Genomic DNA, 17,186 nt, shown 5'->3' with positions numbered 1-17,186 from the left:
ACCGTGGGTCGATAGCTGTTTTGTGTGTTTGTTACAGGAGGAGCACACTCACATCTGAAGGCCGGTCTGACTCTGTCATTCACTCTATCGGCGTCGTAATTCTCGGCAAACGGGTGGAGTTCTCGAGTGGTCCGCGGCGGCTACTTCCAAGTACAACCTCGAGCAACTATACTGGAGACGACAGTTGCCCGTGGATTCTATCGAACGTCTCCCCTCTGCCACTCACAGCCGTTGGTCCCAAGTCGGTTCCTTACCGATACGTTCAAAAGAGAGATGATGGAACACTAACCAGTGGCCAATATCGAACTCGACCTCGATGATGATGTGATTATGGTTGAGGACCACGACCAGCAACAGCAGTTGATAGCCACAAAAAGCGGCAACACGTGGCGTGTACTCGAGGGACCGATCAACAAATCGAACCAACTTGCGAATCGCACAACTGTGAATACACCCACACAGGCCCTCGTCGAAACGTTGCAGTGGCTTGCCGAAGACGAATGAAGGGAGTTCTGTCCAGATACCCGTCCAAGTGAAGAAAATCCAGCGATAAATGGTGTCCGCCGACGAATCGACTAGTGCGAACCAAGCTTCTTCGAATATACGGCGGCTGGTGTATGTTCTTTGGCTCAGGCGCGAGCTCTCACTCGAGGTTTGTGTGTGCTCTCGAGTTGGACCGAACGTGGTCAGGTGTGACGATACACGACTTGCTGTCCGTTCGCTCGGCTCTGCGACCGTATCGTGCATCTCGATTGGCTAGCGAGCAAGTGTTCGGGGCGACCGCCGCTCCACATCGCACACTGGCACGGTGTCACACAAAAGTCTGACTGACATTTTTACACGACAATGTGATCACGGTTGCTATGGCGACGTCAGACTCAGCACCTCCCCGAACGGAAACTGGCCCACGGTCTGTCAGCGAGGCTCTCCGATCGACACGACCCGCATTGACATCCTCCTCCGGCTGAACCCGGAGGAATCCCGAGCGTTGGGATATTAGGGTTTGCAGACTCCCTGTTCTCTCGGTGTGAACCGTCCGCTCTCACGGTCGAACAGGAAGACTCCGGGCTGTGCCAACCAGCCGTTACTCATATCCCCGGTCGGGGGACTCTGAGTTATCTTTCTCCGAATGTTCACCGCACCGTTCACGTCTGCGTTCATCGTCGTTTCGCACGACGAACAGACGTACAGACCACGTTCCACGCGGTTGCTATCCCGAATCTGCCCGCAACACGAACACGTCTTCGAGGTGTTCTCCTCGTCTACGCGGTCAACGAGGATGCCGTGTTCTTCGGCCTTGTATTCAAGTAGACGGGCGAATCGGTCAAACTCCCATCCGTGGAGTTTCTTGTTCCCTGACGCACCCCAGTTCCGCGAGTCGCCGTTGTCGTCTTCTCGAATATCGCTGAGATCGCCAACTGCTATCTTCGCCACGCCTTCTTCGACACACCGCTCGACGATGTGTTTCGAGAGTGTGTGGAGGAAGTGGTCTTTGCGTCGGGAGAGTTTCCGGCGAGCCTTCAATGCACGTTTCGACGGCCCGTTCTCGCCTTCGGTCTGGTACTCCTCGCGGGTGAAGTAGTGCTTGTCCTCTTTTAGCACGTTCCCCGGATATAGCTCACTTGTGCCATCTTCGTAGTCGATGGCAAGATAGTTACTGATACCGAGGTCAATACCCGCCGTGTTGTCGCCGGGTGTGTCTTCGACTGGAATCTTTTTCTTGCAGACGAGATGGAGTTCCCACTCGTCGCCGTTCCAGACGGCACGCACTTGCTGGATGTTCTCGACTTCTACGTCGGGGCGGGTTTCGTACTCCGCGAGGATGAAGTCAGACCGTGACTCTTTCAGGTTGAACCCTTTCGAGAGGCGGAGTTGGCCGTGCTTGTCGTCGTGCTTGATAGCTCGCTTTTTCCACGTGACGGTCGATCGCGGGTGTCGGTTGCCACGTTTCCGGTAGCCCGGTGGGTTGTTGCCGTCGTTGGAGTTGTACCAGCCGGTAAACGCTTCAGCAAGCTCTTCGAGAACTCGCTGACTTGACTGAGAATGGAGGTCACTGTAGCGTTCGTGGTCTTTCAACTCCGACTTCAGTTCGGCTTCATCGGGTATCTCACCGTCTTCATCCCACCGTTCTTGGATGTAGTAGCGACCGACGTTCCACAGTTTCGATGCTGCGAACCCGCACTGGTCGAGGTTGTCACGAATCTGCGTGTGATTCGTGATGCGTGCGACGTAGGTGCGGGTTGTCTCCAGCATCGTACTGTGTTCATAATCAGTTATGAAACAGAGGATCTTAGAGGCTATGTTTGACGTGGAATATCCGGCCCTGTCGGTATCGGTGGAACGGGTCACTGAGTGACGGCGCGTATCCACGGCCTGAAGGCCGTGGTATTGCGCCTGTTCCACCTATAACCGCGGTTCGCCTCGTTGCGTACCTGAAACGATGGCCGGCGTATCTGCTGGCTGTGTGCTGGCCAGGTACTGGCCACCTCTACCGGCGCCAGTGGGCGCGTGGCTGCAGTTGGGCAGCGCTATACGGAACCGCGCTCCTGTTTCTCAGTTCCGGTACAATCCTCGCTGCGGGTTCGGTTACTGACCCGCTTCTTGTCACTGCACTCCGCCTCGAGACGGTCGCCTTCGTCGATGTGGCCATGCCGCTCACCGTGCTCGTCTGCAGTGTGCTTGACCTCTTTACGCGTGACATGCTCGACAATTGAGCTAGCGAGCACCAGGTGCGTTAGCTAGAGGTGGGTCTCTCGAGCGGTCTTCGCCGGTCACTCCCGAATACGGCCTCGAGAACCTCCATCAGTGACAATAGCTGCCTACAGACTACCTCAAATATCGCCCTCGAGACCACCCACCTTCATTCAAGGAGACAGTTACACGGCTCCTACTGAAGCCAACAGCCGTCGACCGGCCACATGACCGGCGCAAACCGATGGCACCTGCAATCGCTCACTTCCTCGTCGGCGCATCGCTCCTGTTGCTGCTCATAATACCGATCGCGCTTCGATACCGACTGGCGCCGTGGGTACCGCTGTGGCTCGTCGCACTCGGTGGCCTCTGGGGTCTGGGACCCGATATCCATCATATCGCACCCGTCTACGAACTCAAATTGCGCGCATTCCATGACTCGCCCTGGGTTGATCTCTTTGCATTCCACTACACGCTCGATCGGCCAGTTGTCCGCGCACAGTATCTCTCGAGCGTCTTCGGATCGATCCTGGGCTTTCTCGGTGCCGTCACGACATTCATGCTGGCCACAGTGCTGCGTACCCGAACCAACCTTACTGATACAGCCTCTCCACACCTCGTCGCGCTGAGCGAGGCACTGCTTCTCCTCTTGTTGTTTGTCGCTGCTACGAGCAGTTGATGTGGCTCAAGGGTGCCAAAGAATCCTTCTCGCGGTATTGATTGAATCAAGATTATACGCTGAATAGGCGCAATATCACGGCCTTTAGACCGGAGTGCATGTTAATTCTCAATAGTCACTTCCCCGTTTTCAATAATTATATTGTATCCAATATATTTAAATTGGATCCTACTCGCCGCACTCAGGGCGTCAAGTGCATAAGGATCAACACTGTAGTAAAGTGGCGGTAGATCAAGTTCATCACAGTTTTCTTTTTCAGAGATCTTCTGGAGAATTTTAGATGTTATTGTATATTCTTGCCATTCAGTGGTGGGATTTTCCATGTGATACCGTCATTTGAAGAGAGGATAAAAGTATGCAGGCGCTTCATAAACTGCAATAAGAACTTCTTTTATGAAGGAATGTAATTCCTAATGCCGTATCTCCTCTTGCCAATACAGCCGCGCCACATCTCGTCGCACTGGGTGTGATGCTGCTTCTGATCTTGTTGTTTGTCGCTGCTACCAGTGGCTGATTCGGCTCGGGGGTGCCAAAGAATTCTTCTCGCGGCTATTGGTTACACACATTTGCGGTGGACTGACCAGCAAATATATGAAACTAAAACCAGAAATTATAGCAAATATTAATCATATTCGCCGAGATGTTCGAACTGTCTGGACTAAATACAATATATGTCCAATTATATTCGGGAAGATAGTTCTACTTTTCAGTCTTAAGATATGGGTTTTGGAGTGATGAAATGTACGTACCCATTTCTAAGAAATGGGCCAATACATTTTTGTGAGATGGTGATAGACATCTTGGTATGTCTCAGAGCGAATCCGATACAAAAGAGATTGCAGGAATGATTCGGAATCACATTGAAGAGAAAGGCCTCTTTCGGATTAACCGAGGTAACGACAGGGGTGTTAATGTTGATCTTATGACAGAGGTGTGGATGACTGAGAATCTTATCTCGATAGGAAGTTGGGGAATTCCGATTGGAGAATTATTGAATAGCAATCAACTAGAAGGCCCTATCACGCCCGACAAAGTCGATAAAGACGTTCGCGATCCATCTCGTGGTGGATCACGACTCAACTTCCGGAGCGACTCCATCCGAACGGTCTTAGAAGACAATTATAAAAAGTGGAATAAGAAGCGAGGCGAGGACAAGAATCCAACTCAACAGGCGGGATTTGCTGCCGGAAGCCTCAACCGTTTTTTCAATAAATTGACCGACGGAACTCCATTCTTAGGGAATTTGGGGAATGGAATGGCCTTTGGCCGGGTTGTCGGTGAGTACCCAGAGTATCAACCTAATGGTTCAACGGTGTCATTCCGGGGCGAGGATGTCAGTGACGATCATCTATTCGTTCGTGAAGTAGAATGGGCTCGTAACGAATACGGGGATGTCATTCAGATCCCCTACGGTCAACTTCCGAATAAGCTAGGTCCCGTTCCTCAGACGGTCACTGAAGTTAGCGATGTCACTGGACTCTATGAACAGGCGAATGTGATTGAATTTCTATCAAGTTATTAACGGTCGCTACTCGTTTTGAAGCGAAGCGGCGATAGATTTGAGTTCGTCCTTCCGGAAGGCAGTCCCTGCCTTGTCTGGGTCATCGTCGTCGATCACGCCGATTTTCCAAAGAATCCCCGCTCGCATCTGTGACTTGGAAGGCAGACGGTTCGTATCAATCTCGTAGTCCACGGTGTTACAAATTGCAGCAAGGGCTTCTTTGGTGAAGGCAGTGGATTCCTGCCGTTCGTATCGACCCACAGCCAGCCGGATCTCGTTTCGAAGATCGTCAACAGTTCGTGACATAGTGACAATAAAGAGAGGGCTCGTCCTGTATATTTCGGCCACACATCCTACTCTTTACTACCTGCTACCCAGTCCAACAAAAATCCCGCTCGAGAAACCACACCGATCGGGTGTGTACTCTTCACCGGCAGCTGCAAGCCACCATCACTGGAGGTTGAACGTGTGCTCTCGAGTCGCACCACAACTGGGACAGACGTGACGATACACGACTTGCTGGCCGTTCGTTCGGCTCTCCCAGTTGCCCTCCTCGTCCACATATCCACAGTCGGGACACTTCTTATCCGTAGTTTCATACCGTCGTCGAACACGTTCGAGCACTGTTGTCATATAGCACACTACGGCTGCTACAAACAAAAAACGAATTGGTGACTTTGACTCCAGTCTCTTCTGCTATCGGCCGAAAATCCCACGTAACCGCCGAACAAGAGACTTCGACTGCGTCTCTCTCGAGGATTCAGACTCCTCTGAGCTAGTCACCGATCTCGCCTCATATGCCTCGAGTCGCCGCTCAAGCCGTTCGATCCGCGCACTCTTCGCCTCCACTTCGCTCTCGAGAGACGTCGTCTGCTTTCGAAGCAGAGAGACCCTCTCTTTGAGGTACACATGCTCGCGATCTCGCGACGATCCTACTCTCTGAGCCTTCACCTCACTCGCCGAGGGCTCATAGAACTCAGAGGTGTGTGCAATTGCTCGAGCGATCGTCTTCTCGCCATACGTTGACCCATCTGCGTAGTGTTCTTCTCCCCACTTCGGACGGTCCAGTTTCGATCGCCGAAACAGTCGGTCCATCTGTCCGGCATGGCCACCAGTCCAGAACGCAAGCAAACAACACAGCGCCATATCCGCCTCTGACTGACTCGTATACCCAACAGTCGACCCGTTCCAGAGGCGTTCGAACTTATCCCCATTCGATGCATTTCGGGCCTTCTCGAGTAACTCGTCGTCCGAGAGCCGAGTTTTCGACCCTGACTCCGATCCAGACGCCTCACGAACATCGTCATCACCCTTCCCAACATACGCTGAATGAATCTCCTCGAGTTCGCGTTGCCGAGATTCGATTTGCGTTGGCGTCCCCGAGACGTGCTCTCCAGTGACGGTGAAGTACCGGGCGTGGTCGTACATCTCGATGTGGCCACGTCGATTGCGACCTGCAGGAAGCCCACCACGTACCAAGACGTGATACCCTGTCCCCGACGGCGAGACTTCCGTATACGAATCCAGCCGACCAACGATGGTCTTCGCTTGCTCAGTCGGTTGACCGGTATCTGGGTCACGACAGTCGTCCAGATCAATCCCCACAAATGGACCAGACTCGGTGAACACGAACCCAAGTCCATCGACTGCCGTTGAGCCCGATTCCACGCACTCGAGAGCAGTCTCTAAACTACACCACGTCTCATCATTCGTTGTCGATGCGAACCCTGCCGTCTGCGGATCAACCGGAACCTTCGTCGTCTCGCCGTTGCGCTCTGCTCGCTTCCAGCAGATCCACTGGTCTCGAGTACACAGCGCCTCCGGGAGAGTCATTCTATCATCCATATCTCTCAATCCGAAAGCCCCAGCGAACTCTGACCACCACTCATCATACGATCAGAAACACCACTAGACTGCCCTGGCAATTCGGATCGAGACTGCTCCTTCGGATCGAAATCGATCACTGCCGTCTCGTCGTCCATCGCCCGGACTTCGATCCCGCGCCATTCACCGTCGACACCAACAAGTGCTTCAGAATATCCCGTCCGATCGTTCCCCGGAACGGCCTCCTGGACGAAGCGCATCTGTGCCGAGTTAAGTCCGAACTCGTTGGCCCATTCACGATCCATCCCGTCGAGATGGTGGAACTGCTTGATCGCACACTGGTCGATGATCGCTTCCGACTCTGGATGCTGGAAAAACTCATCAACAGTCTGGGTGACGAGGCGAATCGAGAGGTTGTGATGACGATGATGTCGGAAGACGATCTCGAGGTACTCGAGACTCGCCGCATCCTGCATGATATACCGTGCTTCGTCAATGACGAAGACGACCTCTTTGTCCGTCTCCTTCGCGCGCTCGTAGACCAGCGAGATCAGTAACTGCATAATCAAGCTCGTACTCCCACCGAGACTCCCTTCCTGCTGGGCGAGATCGAGGTAGATCACCTTCTCGTCGCGGATATCGAATGCCGTCTCACGCCCCAGATTCTCATAGCGACCACCCACGGCAAACGGACGCAACTGATCGATGAGCCACGTTGCGTCCTCCCGAATCTTCGTCGTCTCTTCGTCTGTCCGGACAACGTACTCTGTGGGCGTCTCCACCATCTTCTCGAGGATGTCGAGTACGTCCCGCATCGTCGGACTCGCGTTGTGATGAGTCGCGATATCGTCGGTGATGCCATTCCTCGCATACGCCTTCTCGATCGCTGTCTCCAACGTAGTCCGTCGATCCCCGAGTGAAATCCCACGAGTCGCAAAGTAATTCGACAAGAAGCTCATCACGCTATCGAGCTTCTCCCGATACGGACTCGCATCCTCGCCCATCGCCTGCTGGACACGCTCGGGCGTCGGCTTGATCTCGAGCGGGTTCAATCCCATATCACCACCAATCGTGATTCGCTCGCCACCGACTGCCTCAGCGACACCAGCCCAGTTGTTCAATGGCTCGAGGATGATCCCAATACGATCCTCGCTCTGCTCGATCGACCGAACGAAATTCTGCTTCGAGCCGAAGGATTTGCCAGAGCCAGGATCGCCAATCGTGAACATCGCATAGCCGTTCTCTCGAGCAAAAGGATCGATCACGACCGGGCTCTGATTCTTCCAGTGAGCGCCGAACTCGACACCGCCGTCCTCGAGAATCGTCGCATTGTGCGGCGACGCAAGCAACGCACCGATAGCACCACCAAGCGCCGTTGCCTCTCGACCAAACGGATTTGGACCCACCGGTGCCGCAGCCTGAATCGCCAGATCCTGCTTACAGATCGCTGTTTTCGGCGAGAGGCCCGATGGCTGTTCACGAAGCCGACTGCGAATCGTCCGAACATCCTCACGCAACTCATCACGGGAATCCGCACGGACCGTGATGAACATCCCCTGATCGAAGACCCGGCTTCCATTTTCGACGCTTTTGTACGTCGATAACGCCTCGTTCGCACGTTCTTGCAGATAGCTCCCCCGAACGGTTCGCTCGAGGTCTGCATCAGCCTGGAGATCGTCGGCAACATGCTGGAGTTCGTCTCGAGCCTTCTGCTGGCTCTTCGGTGTGATGTGAACCGTTAGGTCGAACTCGATATCCGTGAGTTCGAAAAGTTCCGTCAGATAGCCGTCTTTCGGATAATCGGGATAATCAGCAATGTAGAGTGTCGATGTCCAGTGATCACCAACGCGAGCAGTACGCGTATCCCACTCGATCGCTGCTGGTGCGATAACGTGCTGGTGGTGCTCTGCGATATCGTCGAGGATCTCACCTTCACCGATGCCGTCGTCCACAGTCGTCTCCTCGAGGAGGTCAACTAACTCGACTTCCTCAACCTCCTCCGCTCGCCAGTAGTCCCACGCAATCTTCGCGAGAAGTGTGACCAACGCCGTTCCTCCAACAGAGAGAGCAAGCCCTGCTCGAGTCCCCGTATCAGGAAGCAAACTCTGCACCTGACCCGCAACCGAAACAACCGAATCGATCACTGGCCGGCCCTCCGGTGATGATCGACCACTGGATAATCGCGAATCGCATCCGCGCCATCGTCGTACTCGTGTTCTTCTCCGTTCCAGAAGTCCATCGAGAGAACGAACAGCTCGACAGTCGTGAGCCGATGGACAGACCACCCGGACACCTTCTGGATGAACTCCGTCTGGAGGCTGTGACATCGGTTTTCGAGTTTCTCGAACATGGCCGCTCGAATCTCTGCGTCGGTCATATCATTGCGCCGGGTCACGAACGGGTTGAACAGAAACCCAATCACCGGAAACGAGGTGAGTTTCTCTGCAGGAGAGCGCTCATCTTGATAACGGTCATAGACCTCGAACGGGTCAACTTCGACACCGATGAAATATCGGATCTGCTGGGCACCCTCGAGATCTCGTGGCCGTTGCTCACGATACTCCTCGAGTAACTCCCGAAAGATCGGGTTCTCCTCAACATCACTATCAGAGAGTCGCCCATCAATTCGCTCGATCAGTCTCTCCACTGGGAACGAACGAGTCGTCGCATGGAACTTGAGTCTAAAGTCAAGCTCCTTATTCGCGAACTCCTCGCCGAGTTGCTGGATTTGTGCCCAGTCCCCGGACATCGCGAAGTCCATGTTCCCAGGATCGATCTCGAGATAGGCCTCCATCGCCCCATCTGAACGCTCGATCGCACCGGTACCGGGCCATGCACGCATGATGTTCGTGAGATCCTGCGTTCGCTCGTCCGGTTTGAACGGCGTGTAACTTACGAGCCCACCATCAGTACCCGACTCACCAGACTCGACTGCACTGTACGTGAATCGAGGCCGTTTGCAGTAGTAGCGATAGACATCTCCCAACCACGTCGATGCAGGAAGATGATTTGGCGATGCATAGACAACTGCACCACCCACCACAACACCCAAGAGAACGAACGGTAAGATCGCCCCCTCGAGCCCAATTAACCCGCCAACGAGAAGCCCCGCAATCGGGAAGCCAAGGAGAACGTAGACATCCCCCTCCTCGATATTCAGAATCGGGATTCGACTTTCTTCGCCCAGTTCGTCCATGATTCGCCGGCCAGCTGCACCGCTTTCTTGTGTCACTTGAAGTACCCCGGATCGTTCTCAGTGCGACGGTATGCCGGGACGCCGTCCTGGCCATACGCGTCTCCCACGACATTATCGTGGGCCGCTCGCTCCCCAGTATCACCACTTGCATCCCCAGCTCGAGAGCCACCACTTTGGCGCATCTTCGACGCAGCGGAATAGCCAACAGCCGCCTTCGGGCCCCACATCGCAGTTGTCGTTGCAGCAGCGGGACCAGCAACGACACCAGCACCGACTACTGCCCCTGCAGTGACCCCTGCCTTTGTCGTTGCACCCACGATCTTCGTCGTCATCGGACTGGCGTACTTGAACAGCTTCCAGACGATAGCAATCGAAAGCAGTGGCAGCGTGACTGCAATGAGGTAACTCAAAAACGCACTGTCTGGAACCAGCGCTGACTCTGTCCCCTCACTGAAGAGCAGTTCATAGCCTTTGAACAGCAACGCCACCGGAATCGGCATGATCGCAAGCGGCACAAATTTCAAAGAAACTGTTCTCGCGATGTGCGAGACGACAGGAAGGTTCCCATAGGCCAATGCAATCCCGATCGGCATTGCATAAACCAATATGTACAATATGATTTCGCGAAGGAAGAACAGCGCCTGCAGGGCCCACATCGCGACCGCACCAACGCCCGTGAGAAAGAGCGCAAGAATCGGGTTTGAGATACTCAACGCGAGTAACCCCATCATCGCACTCGTCACGGTCGCAATGTCCGGAATCAGTGCAATCGTGAAGCCATCGACGAGATAGAGCGCCAAGACCGCGACCCAGTACCAGGTGACGATCAAAAACGCACCAGTCCACGCACTTCGCTTTGCCTTTCGTGTCTCGTATGCACTGCCGATATTGAAAATCCGAATTGCATGCCGGCCCTGTACACACATCACCAGTAACAACAGGGCAACAAGCATGATCTCGCCGCTGACAAGGTTGCTGTGGATACTATCCCAGGGAGTATTCGACGGCTGGCCGAACACGAACGCACCGTCCGTTTCCGGCGTTGGTGTTCCAAACACCTGGGCAGTGATCGCAGCATACCCATCCGCTAACCCCTCCTGGAACCATTCAATGAGCTTGTCAATCGCGTCTTCGAACCACTTGATCCCGACATCGGAGAGCGACCACGAGGGCATTATGCAACCCTCTCGAGTTCGATCACACAACCAGCATCCTTGAGCTCAACCACGCCATCACCACCCTCGAAATCCACACTCGAGGCAGGTACAACACACTCGCGTTCGAGTCTCCAATCTCTCTCGAGAGCAGTACAACTCAAACCAACCCACTCAGCAGCACCCCTCCATCGAAGTGTTCGAAGAACAATACCTCTCCACACCGTTCCTACCCCCTCAATCATATCTCATCTCTCATTTTCAAGAAGTTCCCGAGTCGCTTCGCCGCATACAGCGCAATCACGAACGGAATCGCATACCGAATCACATCCACCAGAAGCGTGAACCAGCCCGTCGGCGTCGCCAGTGGGTGCCACGTCTCAGTAACAGTATCACCGAGATACGCCGGGCTATGTGATCGCCACGAACCCGGATGATATTCTGCAGTGTAAATCCCTGGCTGGGAAACAGTGACTGCAGCACTACCCTCAGAATTCGTCCGTACGCGCTGATCGCCGATCGTGATATAGCCCTCACGAACATCGTGGCCGATCAGCCAGAATCGTGGGCCCTCGTACGGATTCTCGAGCACAATCGGCTCGCCAGTCTCTCCATCGCGAAGTTCGATCCCCAGGGTCACCGCCGTCGCGTTTGAATCAATGATCTCGAGCGATAGCTCACTCTCGCGAATCTCTCGCTCTGCCCCACCGTTGGGCTCGATAAGCTCCGCAGAGACGCCTCGTACGATCCCGTCAACAACAACAGCATCTCGATCGACACCGCCGTGACGAAGCGCAAGCCCATACGATCGCGTATAGGGCGCAGAAACCACGTCTACCTCGACGGTTTCGTGAATTGATGGCTCCGGCGAGGAACTCTCCGTTCCCCACACCTCGAGGATCTCTGGCCCATCCCGGATCGGCTCCGCACGCGGACCTAACTCGGATGGGTACGCATGGACGTACACCGGCATTGCATCGGAGCCAACGGTCTCCCTTCTCCCTCGTGTTGCATGCGTGAGTTCGTCCCAGCCAGTCTCTCGAGCGGTGTAGTAACGCCACACCCCACGAACCTTCGCGTCGCCATCGTCCGACAGGGTGTATCCATGCCACGGCTGAGCCTGATAGATCGCAATGCCGCTGTCGCCGTTTGGATACGAGGCATAGTAGATCGATGCCCGAAGATCGTAGACCTCCACCTCGAGATCCTGGGAGACGGTCACTTGATCGGTGATCACTTCTGTCTCGTTGCCAACCTCCCGCTCGACTCGAGCACTGATGTCTGCCTCGAGCGTCAGCGTCGCCGACCCACCTCGATCAAACGCATACTCGAAGATCGGTGTGTGCGTCCCACCAGTTGCTTCAACCAGCTCCCCATCACGGAGCAGTCGGACGTCTTCGATCCCGTGATTTCGAATTGATGAGTCCCCATCAAGCCGGATGCGATAATCGACGAATCCACGGAGTTCACCCTCCGGAGCGATGTAGTGGACCGTCTCGTTCGCATCCAGATGTGTCTTCGTCGACGGCTGGATCGCGAATGTCGTCACATGTGCGTCGGCGATAATCACGGAATCCGTACGCGAGGCATGCCTGGGATAGATCGAGGTGTCTGCACCACCTCCCTCGAGTGATTCATAGTCGGCTGCTGTCCAGCGCTCGGCCGTATCAGGAGGCGCTTTGAACGTGATATCGGTGCAATTACCGAGTTCTTCCATCCCAGTTCGCGTTTCGCCATATCGCCGCTCGTACTCGGCAGTGCTAATGCACTTATCCGGCGTTTTCGACCACAGCGTCGCCGTCTCATTTTCGTCCAGCCCGTGTTCGTCGCCCCTCTCGAGCGAACCGCCAGCACTGCCGATCTCGGTTCCACCGAGAACAACGGCGATACCAACGGCTGTGAGTATGACCGCAACGCCGAGTTTCGACCTCTCGAGTCCCATTAGGGCCTCTGGCTCAAGTCGGGCTGTTTACCGATCGGCATTACCACGGCACGAAATCCACACAGCCAGCTAACGGAAGACCCATCGTCGAGCCAACAACCGTATACAGCGGTCCAAGGACCACCAGAATAACCGTCGACCGCAACGCCGTTCGCTTGTGTGCCTTCAGGTCTTTCTTCTGCTCGGTGGTCGTCGTGAATATCTCAGCGAGCGAATCGGCTTGCCAGACGACAACTAGGCCGATAAGGCCGATCCCGGTCGAGATCTGGAAGAACCCGGAGATCATCTCGGGTAATCCTTCAGCATCGCAAACGACGCTTTCCTGTGCCAAGGCCGGTTCAACAGCAAGAACGGATAGCAATATGAGTGATCCAAGACCAGAGCGTGCTATTCGGCGTCGTACGCTCGAAGATTCGTCTGTCTCGAGTATTCGGCTCGAAACTGGAGTTTTTATATTCATTTGGTGAATTTCAGACCTACTGAGAAATCTCGTGAGAACCGACGGATTGGTTCAGAAATTTATTCATTAGATCGTCAAATTCACTCGCCGATGACTGAGTATATATCTTGTGTATTATATTAGCTCGGAATTATAGTGCATGGATGAAGAACTGTTTTTGTATCGGCCATGAAAATATCCGTCTGAAATTGAGTCTACTACGTTGTCATCGGTTGCTGGCTGTAGGTCATTATCAGCGGGAACAGCTGGCCCTCGCCATCCTCAACGGCCGGCTGCCGGTCTCGATGTCACTACCGTCGCCGGCGACGCCACGCGACTTCCCATTCTGACCGATACCCAAAACGTGGTAACCGCGCGCCGGGTGCTCCATGATCTGCCCGTCACAGACCAGCCGAAAGCGCTCGAGGAACTGCACCGCATCTATCTTTCTTCAAGGAGAGAATTCCGGCGTTTACGCCGTCATCAGAAATCGAAGATTTCTGATTGCCCGTCAGACGTAGTCTGACGACCGGGCGTGAATCCGACAACGCTTACACAGTCCCCGTTCGGTAGCAATACGGGTATTTAAGTTCAGTCGAGGTGTAGTATGACATACACCGAGGCGGCACGTCCGCCCACCTAATCGGACAATATCGGGACTCCGAGACCCAGAACGTTCGAGACACTCATCTCGAACCGCTGTGGTGTCTCGGTCACCAAGATAACTCCGAGTCCCCGTGCCGGGGATAGGAGTAACGGCGGTGTGGCCCCGCCATCGGCCCGTCATACCGACGGGTCGTAAACCAGCAAATATCCCAACCCAGCGGTGCGGTGCCGTGGGAAGCCTCGCCGTTTACGGCGAGGAGGAGGTCACGCGCCCGACGGGCACTCGGAGTCCTCGAGCTCCCACTGACGCCAGCAGATACCTCCTCTTTCAGGCAGAGGATGAAAATGAGGCCGAGAAAATCGACCGTTCAGACTTGTCTTCGAGTTTTCAACGCCAGCGTTCACTCAATCCAAACATCTAAGATCGCCACGACGTTCGCGCTGCATGACTCCACCTGCGAACCGTCGAAGTTTACTAACGAGTTCCTCTTCCGTTTCATACGTCTCGACTCGTAGATCCCATCGCACCTTGGATGATCGAATCATCGCACTTGTCACGTCATCTTCATGGGCAAAGAGTAGCCGATCACCGTGTGTTTCCGCGAGGCTCTCAAGAACACTTCCAGCCTCTTCTCCAACGCCAAAATTGTGCCCAAGAAACGGAACCACGAATGCGGTCGCGTTGCTGCATCTTGCGTACTCGATGCTTTGTGTCACTGCATCCACCTCATCAGTATCTACCTCCGCATCGAGGGCCAGAAATGCGTTCACTCCTGGATCCGTCCGAAGCTCTCCTTGTATCCGCCGTAAGAGCGCTTGCGCCGAATTGATATCGTCCTTGTGTCGAAAGAGTCGGCGTAACGGCCCGGGGAGTTCTCCGATATCGATCTCGCGGCGTTCTTCCTCACTGAGTACATAGTTGAGATTGAACGACTTGTACGGACCCATCAAATAGAAAAGGAAACGGTCGTATTTCACGCTCCCCAGCCGCTCAGTGATCAAATTACGTGTGATTTCAGTGGTCATAGGGGTTCTTGCTCACTCGGCCTTTATAAAAGAGGGCGTTTTCGAGATATCTTGGCTTGATAAAGGCTAAAAGTTTGCCGCCAGTACTCTAGACCAAGATGGCGACAAATCAACCGAGTGCGATTGGTGGGAAGAATCCGGAAGATCCGGAAGACCTGCTACCAGAGGATAGTATTCTCAGTCTCGACGAATATCTTGAGATGCATGCTGCCGTCGGACACCGTACTCGATATGAAATCCTCTACCGGCTTGTCCACAGTGGAGAGATGAGTCCGAAAGAGCTCGAGGAGGTGATTAATGTCGACGATAGTACACTTCACTATCACCTCAACAAACTTGTTGATGTCGGCCTCATTGAGAAGCGCCAGCGTACGGAACGAGGACAAGACGGACTATACACGTATTATCGGGCAACTGTGTTCGGAGAAGTCACACTCTCTGAAGGTGTCGACGAGCTGATCCGCGGCGAGCAGGAGTTCGAAGAAATGTATGACAGCACGATAAATAGTTGATGAGTGCTGTCAGAAAACCAGTTTCGATGTGTGAACCGCCTCGGGGTCAAGCCCTGGGGCACTCGACCTGCTTTTTCTGTAGAGGTCAATCTTCCCGCTCCTGTGAACTATTTTCGGCGTCTTTCTGCACCTCGCGAGAGATTTGCTTGCGGGCATCTGTCTTCAACTGGTCAGTATCTTGCCCTTCAAATGCGTCGCCGACAGCTGCACGAATTCCTTCTATCGGATCATCATCAACAGGGAACAGTGCCACATGACTGGGGAGTTCGACAATACGATACTTGTCCCCGAAACGCTCACGGATATCCTTTGGAAGGTAAATTCGCCCCCGATAGTCGGTAGATTCCGCCATTCTATCATTAACTAATACGAGAAGGATCTAAGGAGTTCTCATCAAAATTCCTATCCCGTGTCATTTCTAGAACCCATATATGAAATTAATGGGGTGCAGTTGTGAAGTACCGCGGGGGCAAGCTCCGCGGCTTCACCGTTTTGACTGCACGTCCCGAAACGAGCCGTGCGGTCGCAGGCGAGTTTAATTCCCCTCGGACTTCCCATGACGAGTCGTCTGGAAGTAATACCCGAACGCTCGGTGCGTCCGTGAGGGTCGGCCGCTCCACCACGGCCCGACAACTCCCGTCTCACCACGCCAAAGACGCGGGTGTTGAGAGGAGTCGCATTCCTCGCAACTGCCGGCAGTTGCTTCGGATTACGGTCTTTTCTCGTTCTATCGGTGTGTTGTCACTCCGTCTGCGTTTGCAGGAGTACTACAGTAATGCGATTATCTAAATCGTGATTTTACTAACCACGATTTTACTAATGGATGTTTTTTCCGTGGCATCCTGTCTCGGTTCTTCGAACAGCACGTTTCAACATAGTAATGTCCTGACGAACCGTCCGCCATTCTGTGAGGTCGCCCCAGCGGTCGTGAAGCATGTCGTGATCCTCAGCCGGGTCATCAGTGACGACGACAGCGCCTGGATCTAGAACACCGTATTTCTCCTGGAGTTTCTGATCTGTTTCAAGGAGGTCTTCCAGTCGAGCACGAAGCTCACCAGAGCTGTGTTCACGCGCAAGCCTCTCGACACGCTTCCACTCGAAATACGATGGGTTCCGCCGATACAGCGCCGGACTGGTCTCTGTTTGCTCTGCGATTTCCATCTCGACGAGTTGCTCGAGTGCTTGCCGAGCACCGTTTTCGGAGCACACTGCCGACTCCGAGAACTGTTGTGCAGACACGGGCTTGGACGTGCCAGTGAGGACATCGTAGACACGTTGGAACGTCGTCCGATCCGACTCCCACTGGTTCGTGGAATCGCTTGAAGACCCTGCTCGGTCCGGCATGGTTCCACCTTCGATGAGGTGGCTCATATATATTTTCTGAAGGCCAGATATGTTTCTATCAGTAGTGCACTCAACTCGCGGTGAGCTGTGGCACTGTCAAGGATGCTTCCATCCTGTGGCGAGTCATCGCGTCCGGATAGGCGATAAACGCTCTCTCGCCACGGCCAAAGCGACTGGCGATGTCCGCAGCCGCATTGATGTTCGTCTGATCTTCTAGCTCATCGACGAGATGAGTTATTCTTCTAAATCACGATTTTAATAACCGCAATTTT

The 17,186-nt window shown here is 54.2% G+C and carries 19 protein-coding genes; 5 read left to right on the top strand and 14 right to left on the bottom strand.

Going from position 1 to position 17,186, the window contains the following annotated elements; translation table 11 throughout:
- The first annotated feature begins 291 nt into the window (after positions 1 to 291).
- A complete protein-coding gene (locus E2L06_RS10320) occupies positions 292 to 504 on the top strand; it encodes a hypothetical protein (protein WP_138781143.1) in 213 nt (70 codons plus the stop codon).
- Between the two features lie 492 nt (positions 505 to 996).
- Here E2L06_RS10320 and E2L06_RS10315 read toward each other — a convergent pair whose 3' ends face one another.
- Entirely contained in the window at positions 997 to 2,253 is a 1,257-nt protein-coding gene (locus E2L06_RS10315) for an RNA-guided endonuclease TnpB family protein (RefSeq protein ID WP_138781141.1), read from the bottom strand.
- 682 nt (positions 2,254 to 2,935) lie between these two features.
- Here E2L06_RS10315 and E2L06_RS10305 point away from each other — a divergent pair.
- Positions 2,936 to 3,370: a hypothetical protein gene (locus E2L06_RS10305; protein ID WP_138781139.1), complete on the top strand. Its 435-nt coding sequence runs from the start codon at positions 2,936 to 2,938 to the stop codon at positions 3,368 to 3,370.
- A 101-nt stretch (positions 3,371 to 3,471) separates the two neighbouring features.
- On the opposite strand, the gene E2L06_RS10300 is transcribed toward E2L06_RS10305, so the two are convergent.
- Positions 3,472 to 3,693 carry a HalOD1 output domain-containing protein gene (locus E2L06_RS10300; RefSeq protein WP_138781137.1) on the bottom strand — a complete coding sequence of 74 codons (222 nt, stop codon included), beginning with the start codon at positions 3,691 to 3,693 and terminating at the stop codon, positions 3,472 to 3,474.
- A gap of 482 nt (positions 3,694 to 4,175) precedes the next feature.
- On the opposite strand from E2L06_RS10300, the gene E2L06_RS10295 reads away from it, so the two are divergent.
- Complete coding sequence (locus E2L06_RS10295) at positions 4,176 to 4,892, top strand: hypothetical protein (RefSeq protein WP_138781136.1); 717 nt, start codon at positions 4,176 to 4,178, stop codon at positions 4,890 to 4,892.
- A gap of 6 nt (positions 4,893 to 4,898) precedes the next feature.
- Here the strand turns inward: E2L06_RS10295 and E2L06_RS10290 are convergent, their stop codons facing one another.
- The 9 genes from E2L06_RS10290 to E2L06_RS22965 form a co-directional block, all read right to left on the bottom strand.
- Positions 4,899 to 5,177, bottom strand: a complete 279-nt coding sequence (locus tag E2L06_RS10290) for a hypothetical protein (protein WP_138781134.1) — start codon at positions 5,175 to 5,177, stop codon at positions 4,899 to 4,901.
- Between the two features lie 144 nt (positions 5,178 to 5,321).
- Positions 5,322 to 5,504 carry an HVO_0649 family zinc finger protein gene (locus E2L06_RS22885; protein WP_138781132.1) on the bottom strand — a complete coding sequence of 61 codons (183 nt, stop codon included), beginning with the start codon at positions 5,502 to 5,504 and terminating at the stop codon, positions 5,322 to 5,324.
- Between the two features lie 63 nt (positions 5,505 to 5,567).
- Entirely contained in the window at positions 5,568 to 6,704 is a 1,137-nt protein-coding gene (locus E2L06_RS10280) for a hypothetical protein (RefSeq protein WP_249361413.1), read from the bottom strand.
- Positions 6,705 to 6,721: 17 nt separating this feature from the next.
- Complete coding sequence (locus E2L06_RS10275) at positions 6,722 to 8,806, bottom strand: VirB4 family type IV secretion system protein (protein ID WP_138782537.1); 2,085 nt, start codon at positions 8,804 to 8,806, stop codon at positions 6,722 to 6,724.
- A gap of 29 nt (positions 8,807 to 8,835) precedes the next feature.
- The gene (locus tag E2L06_RS10270) at positions 8,836 to 9,927 is read right to left on the bottom strand and encodes a hypothetical protein (RefSeq protein WP_138781129.1); all 1,092 of its coding nucleotides are present in this window, start codon (positions 9,925 to 9,927) and stop codon (positions 8,836 to 8,838) included.
- Positions 9,924 to 11,066 carry a hypothetical protein gene (locus E2L06_RS10265; protein WP_138781127.1) on the bottom strand — a complete coding sequence of 381 codons (1,143 nt, stop codon included), beginning with the start codon at positions 11,064 to 11,066 and terminating at the stop codon, positions 9,924 to 9,926. Before E2L06_RS10265 ends, E2L06_RS10270 begins: the two co-directional genes overlap by 4 nt.
- Complete coding sequence (locus E2L06_RS10260) at positions 11,066 to 11,290, bottom strand: hypothetical protein (RefSeq protein WP_138781125.1); 225 nt, start codon at positions 11,288 to 11,290, stop codon at positions 11,066 to 11,068. The genes E2L06_RS10265 and E2L06_RS10260 overlap by 1 nt, the downstream gene beginning before the upstream one ends.
- Positions 11,287 to 12,987 (bottom strand): hypothetical protein, encoded by a 1,701-nt coding sequence (locus tag E2L06_RS10255; RefSeq protein WP_138781123.1) that lies wholly within the window; start codon positions 12,985 to 12,987, stop codon positions 11,287 to 11,289. The genes E2L06_RS10260 and E2L06_RS10255 overlap by 4 nt, the downstream gene beginning before the upstream one ends.
- 40 nt (positions 12,988 to 13,027) lie before the next feature.
- Positions 13,028 to 13,447 (bottom strand): hypothetical protein, encoded by a 420-nt coding sequence (locus tag E2L06_RS22965; RefSeq protein ID WP_394348738.1) that lies wholly within the window; start codon positions 13,445 to 13,447, stop codon positions 13,028 to 13,030.
- Between the two features lie 202 nt (positions 13,448 to 13,649).
- Between E2L06_RS22965 and E2L06_RS10245 the strand changes: the two genes are divergently transcribed.
- Positions 13,650 to 13,952, top strand: a complete 303-nt coding sequence (locus E2L06_RS10245) for a class I SAM-dependent methyltransferase (RefSeq protein ID WP_171052342.1) — start codon at positions 13,650 to 13,652, stop codon at positions 13,950 to 13,952.
- Between the two features lie 485 nt (positions 13,953 to 14,437).
- On the opposite strand, the gene E2L06_RS10240 is transcribed toward E2L06_RS10245, so the two are convergent.
- Complete coding sequence (locus E2L06_RS10240) at positions 14,438 to 15,058, bottom strand: hypothetical protein (RefSeq protein ID WP_138781121.1); 621 nt, start codon at positions 15,056 to 15,058, stop codon at positions 14,438 to 14,440.
- Positions 15,059 to 15,156: 98 nt separating this feature from the next.
- On the opposite strand from E2L06_RS10240, the gene E2L06_RS10235 reads away from it, so the two are divergent.
- Complete coding sequence (locus E2L06_RS10235; protein WP_138781119.1) at positions 15,157 to 15,570, top strand: winged helix-turn-helix domain-containing protein; 414 nt, start codon at positions 15,157 to 15,159, stop codon at positions 15,568 to 15,570.
- 85 nt (positions 15,571 to 15,655) lie between these two features.
- Here E2L06_RS10235 and E2L06_RS10230 read toward each other — a convergent pair whose 3' ends face one another.
- Entirely contained in the window at positions 15,656 to 15,922 is a 267-nt protein-coding gene (locus E2L06_RS10230; protein ID WP_138781117.1) for an AbrB/MazE/SpoVT family DNA-binding domain-containing protein, read from the bottom strand.
- A 464-nt stretch (positions 15,923 to 16,386) separates the two neighbouring features.
- Complete coding sequence (locus tag E2L06_RS10225; protein ID WP_249361410.1) at positions 16,387 to 16,941, bottom strand: hypothetical protein; 555 nt, start codon at positions 16,939 to 16,941, stop codon at positions 16,387 to 16,389.
- Between the last annotated feature and the right edge of the window lie 245 nt (positions 16,942 to 17,186).

The sequence above is a fragment of the Haloterrigena sp. H1 genome (assembly GCF_005938085.1).
Taxonomy (GTDB): domain Archaea; phylum Halobacteriota; class Halobacteria; order Halobacteriales; family Natrialbaceae; genus Natrinema.
This window is presented reverse-complemented; position numbering and strand designations above follow the sequence as displayed.

Excerpts from the sequence above, each read along its gene's own strand:
- E2L06_RS10315 (WP_138781141.1), bottom strand. The coding sequence starts at position 2,253 with ATGCTGGAGACAACCCGCACCTACGTCGCACGCATCACGAATCACACG.
- E2L06_RS10305 (WP_138781139.1), top strand. The coding sequence starts at position 2,936 with ATGGCACCTGCAATCGCTCACTTCCTCGTCGGCGCATCGCTCCTGTTG.
- E2L06_RS10300 (WP_138781137.1), bottom strand. The coding sequence starts at position 3,693 with ATGGAAAATCCCACCACTGAATGGCAAGAATATACAATAACATCTAAA.
- E2L06_RS10295 (WP_138781136.1), top strand. The coding sequence starts at position 4,176 with ATGTCTCAGAGCGAATCCGATACAAAAGAGATTGCAGGAATGATTCGG.
- E2L06_RS10290 (WP_138781134.1), bottom strand. The coding sequence starts at position 5,177 with ATGTCACGAACTGTTGACGATCTTCGAAACGAGATCCGGCTGGCTGTG.
- E2L06_RS22885 (WP_138781132.1), bottom strand. The coding sequence starts at position 5,504 with ATGACAACAGTGCTCGAACGTGTTCGACGACGGTATGAAACTACGGAT.
- E2L06_RS10280 (WP_249361413.1), bottom strand. The coding sequence starts at position 6,704 with ATGACTCTCCCGGAGGCGCTGTGTACTCGAGACCAGTGGATCTGCTGG.
- E2L06_RS10265 (WP_138781127.1), bottom strand. The coding sequence starts at position 11,066 with ATGCCCTCGTGGTCGCTCTCCGATGTCGGGATCAAGTGGTTCGAAGAC.
- E2L06_RS10260 (WP_138781125.1), bottom strand. The coding sequence starts at position 11,290 with ATGATTGAGGGGGTAGGAACGGTGTGGAGAGGTATTGTTCTTCGAACA.
- E2L06_RS10255 (WP_138781123.1), bottom strand. The coding sequence starts at position 12,987 with ATGGGACTCGAGAGGTCGAAACTCGGCGTTGCGGTCATACTCACAGCC.
- E2L06_RS22965 (WP_394348738.1), bottom strand. The coding sequence starts at position 13,447 with ATGAATATAAAAACTCCAGTTTCGAGCCGAATACTCGAGACAGACGAA.
- E2L06_RS10240 (WP_138781121.1), bottom strand. The coding sequence starts at position 15,058 with ATGACCACTGAAATCACACGTAATTTGATCACTGAGCGGCTGGGGAGC.
- E2L06_RS10235 (WP_138781119.1), top strand. The coding sequence starts at position 15,157 with ATGGCGACAAATCAACCGAGTGCGATTGGTGGGAAGAATCCGGAAGAT.
- E2L06_RS10230 (WP_138781117.1), bottom strand. The coding sequence starts at position 15,922 with ATGGCGGAATCTACCGACTATCGGGGGCGAATTTACCTTCCAAAGGAT.
- E2L06_RS10225 (WP_249361410.1), bottom strand. The coding sequence starts at position 16,941 with ATGAGCCACCTCATCGAAGGTGGAACCATGCCGGACCGAGCAGGGTCT.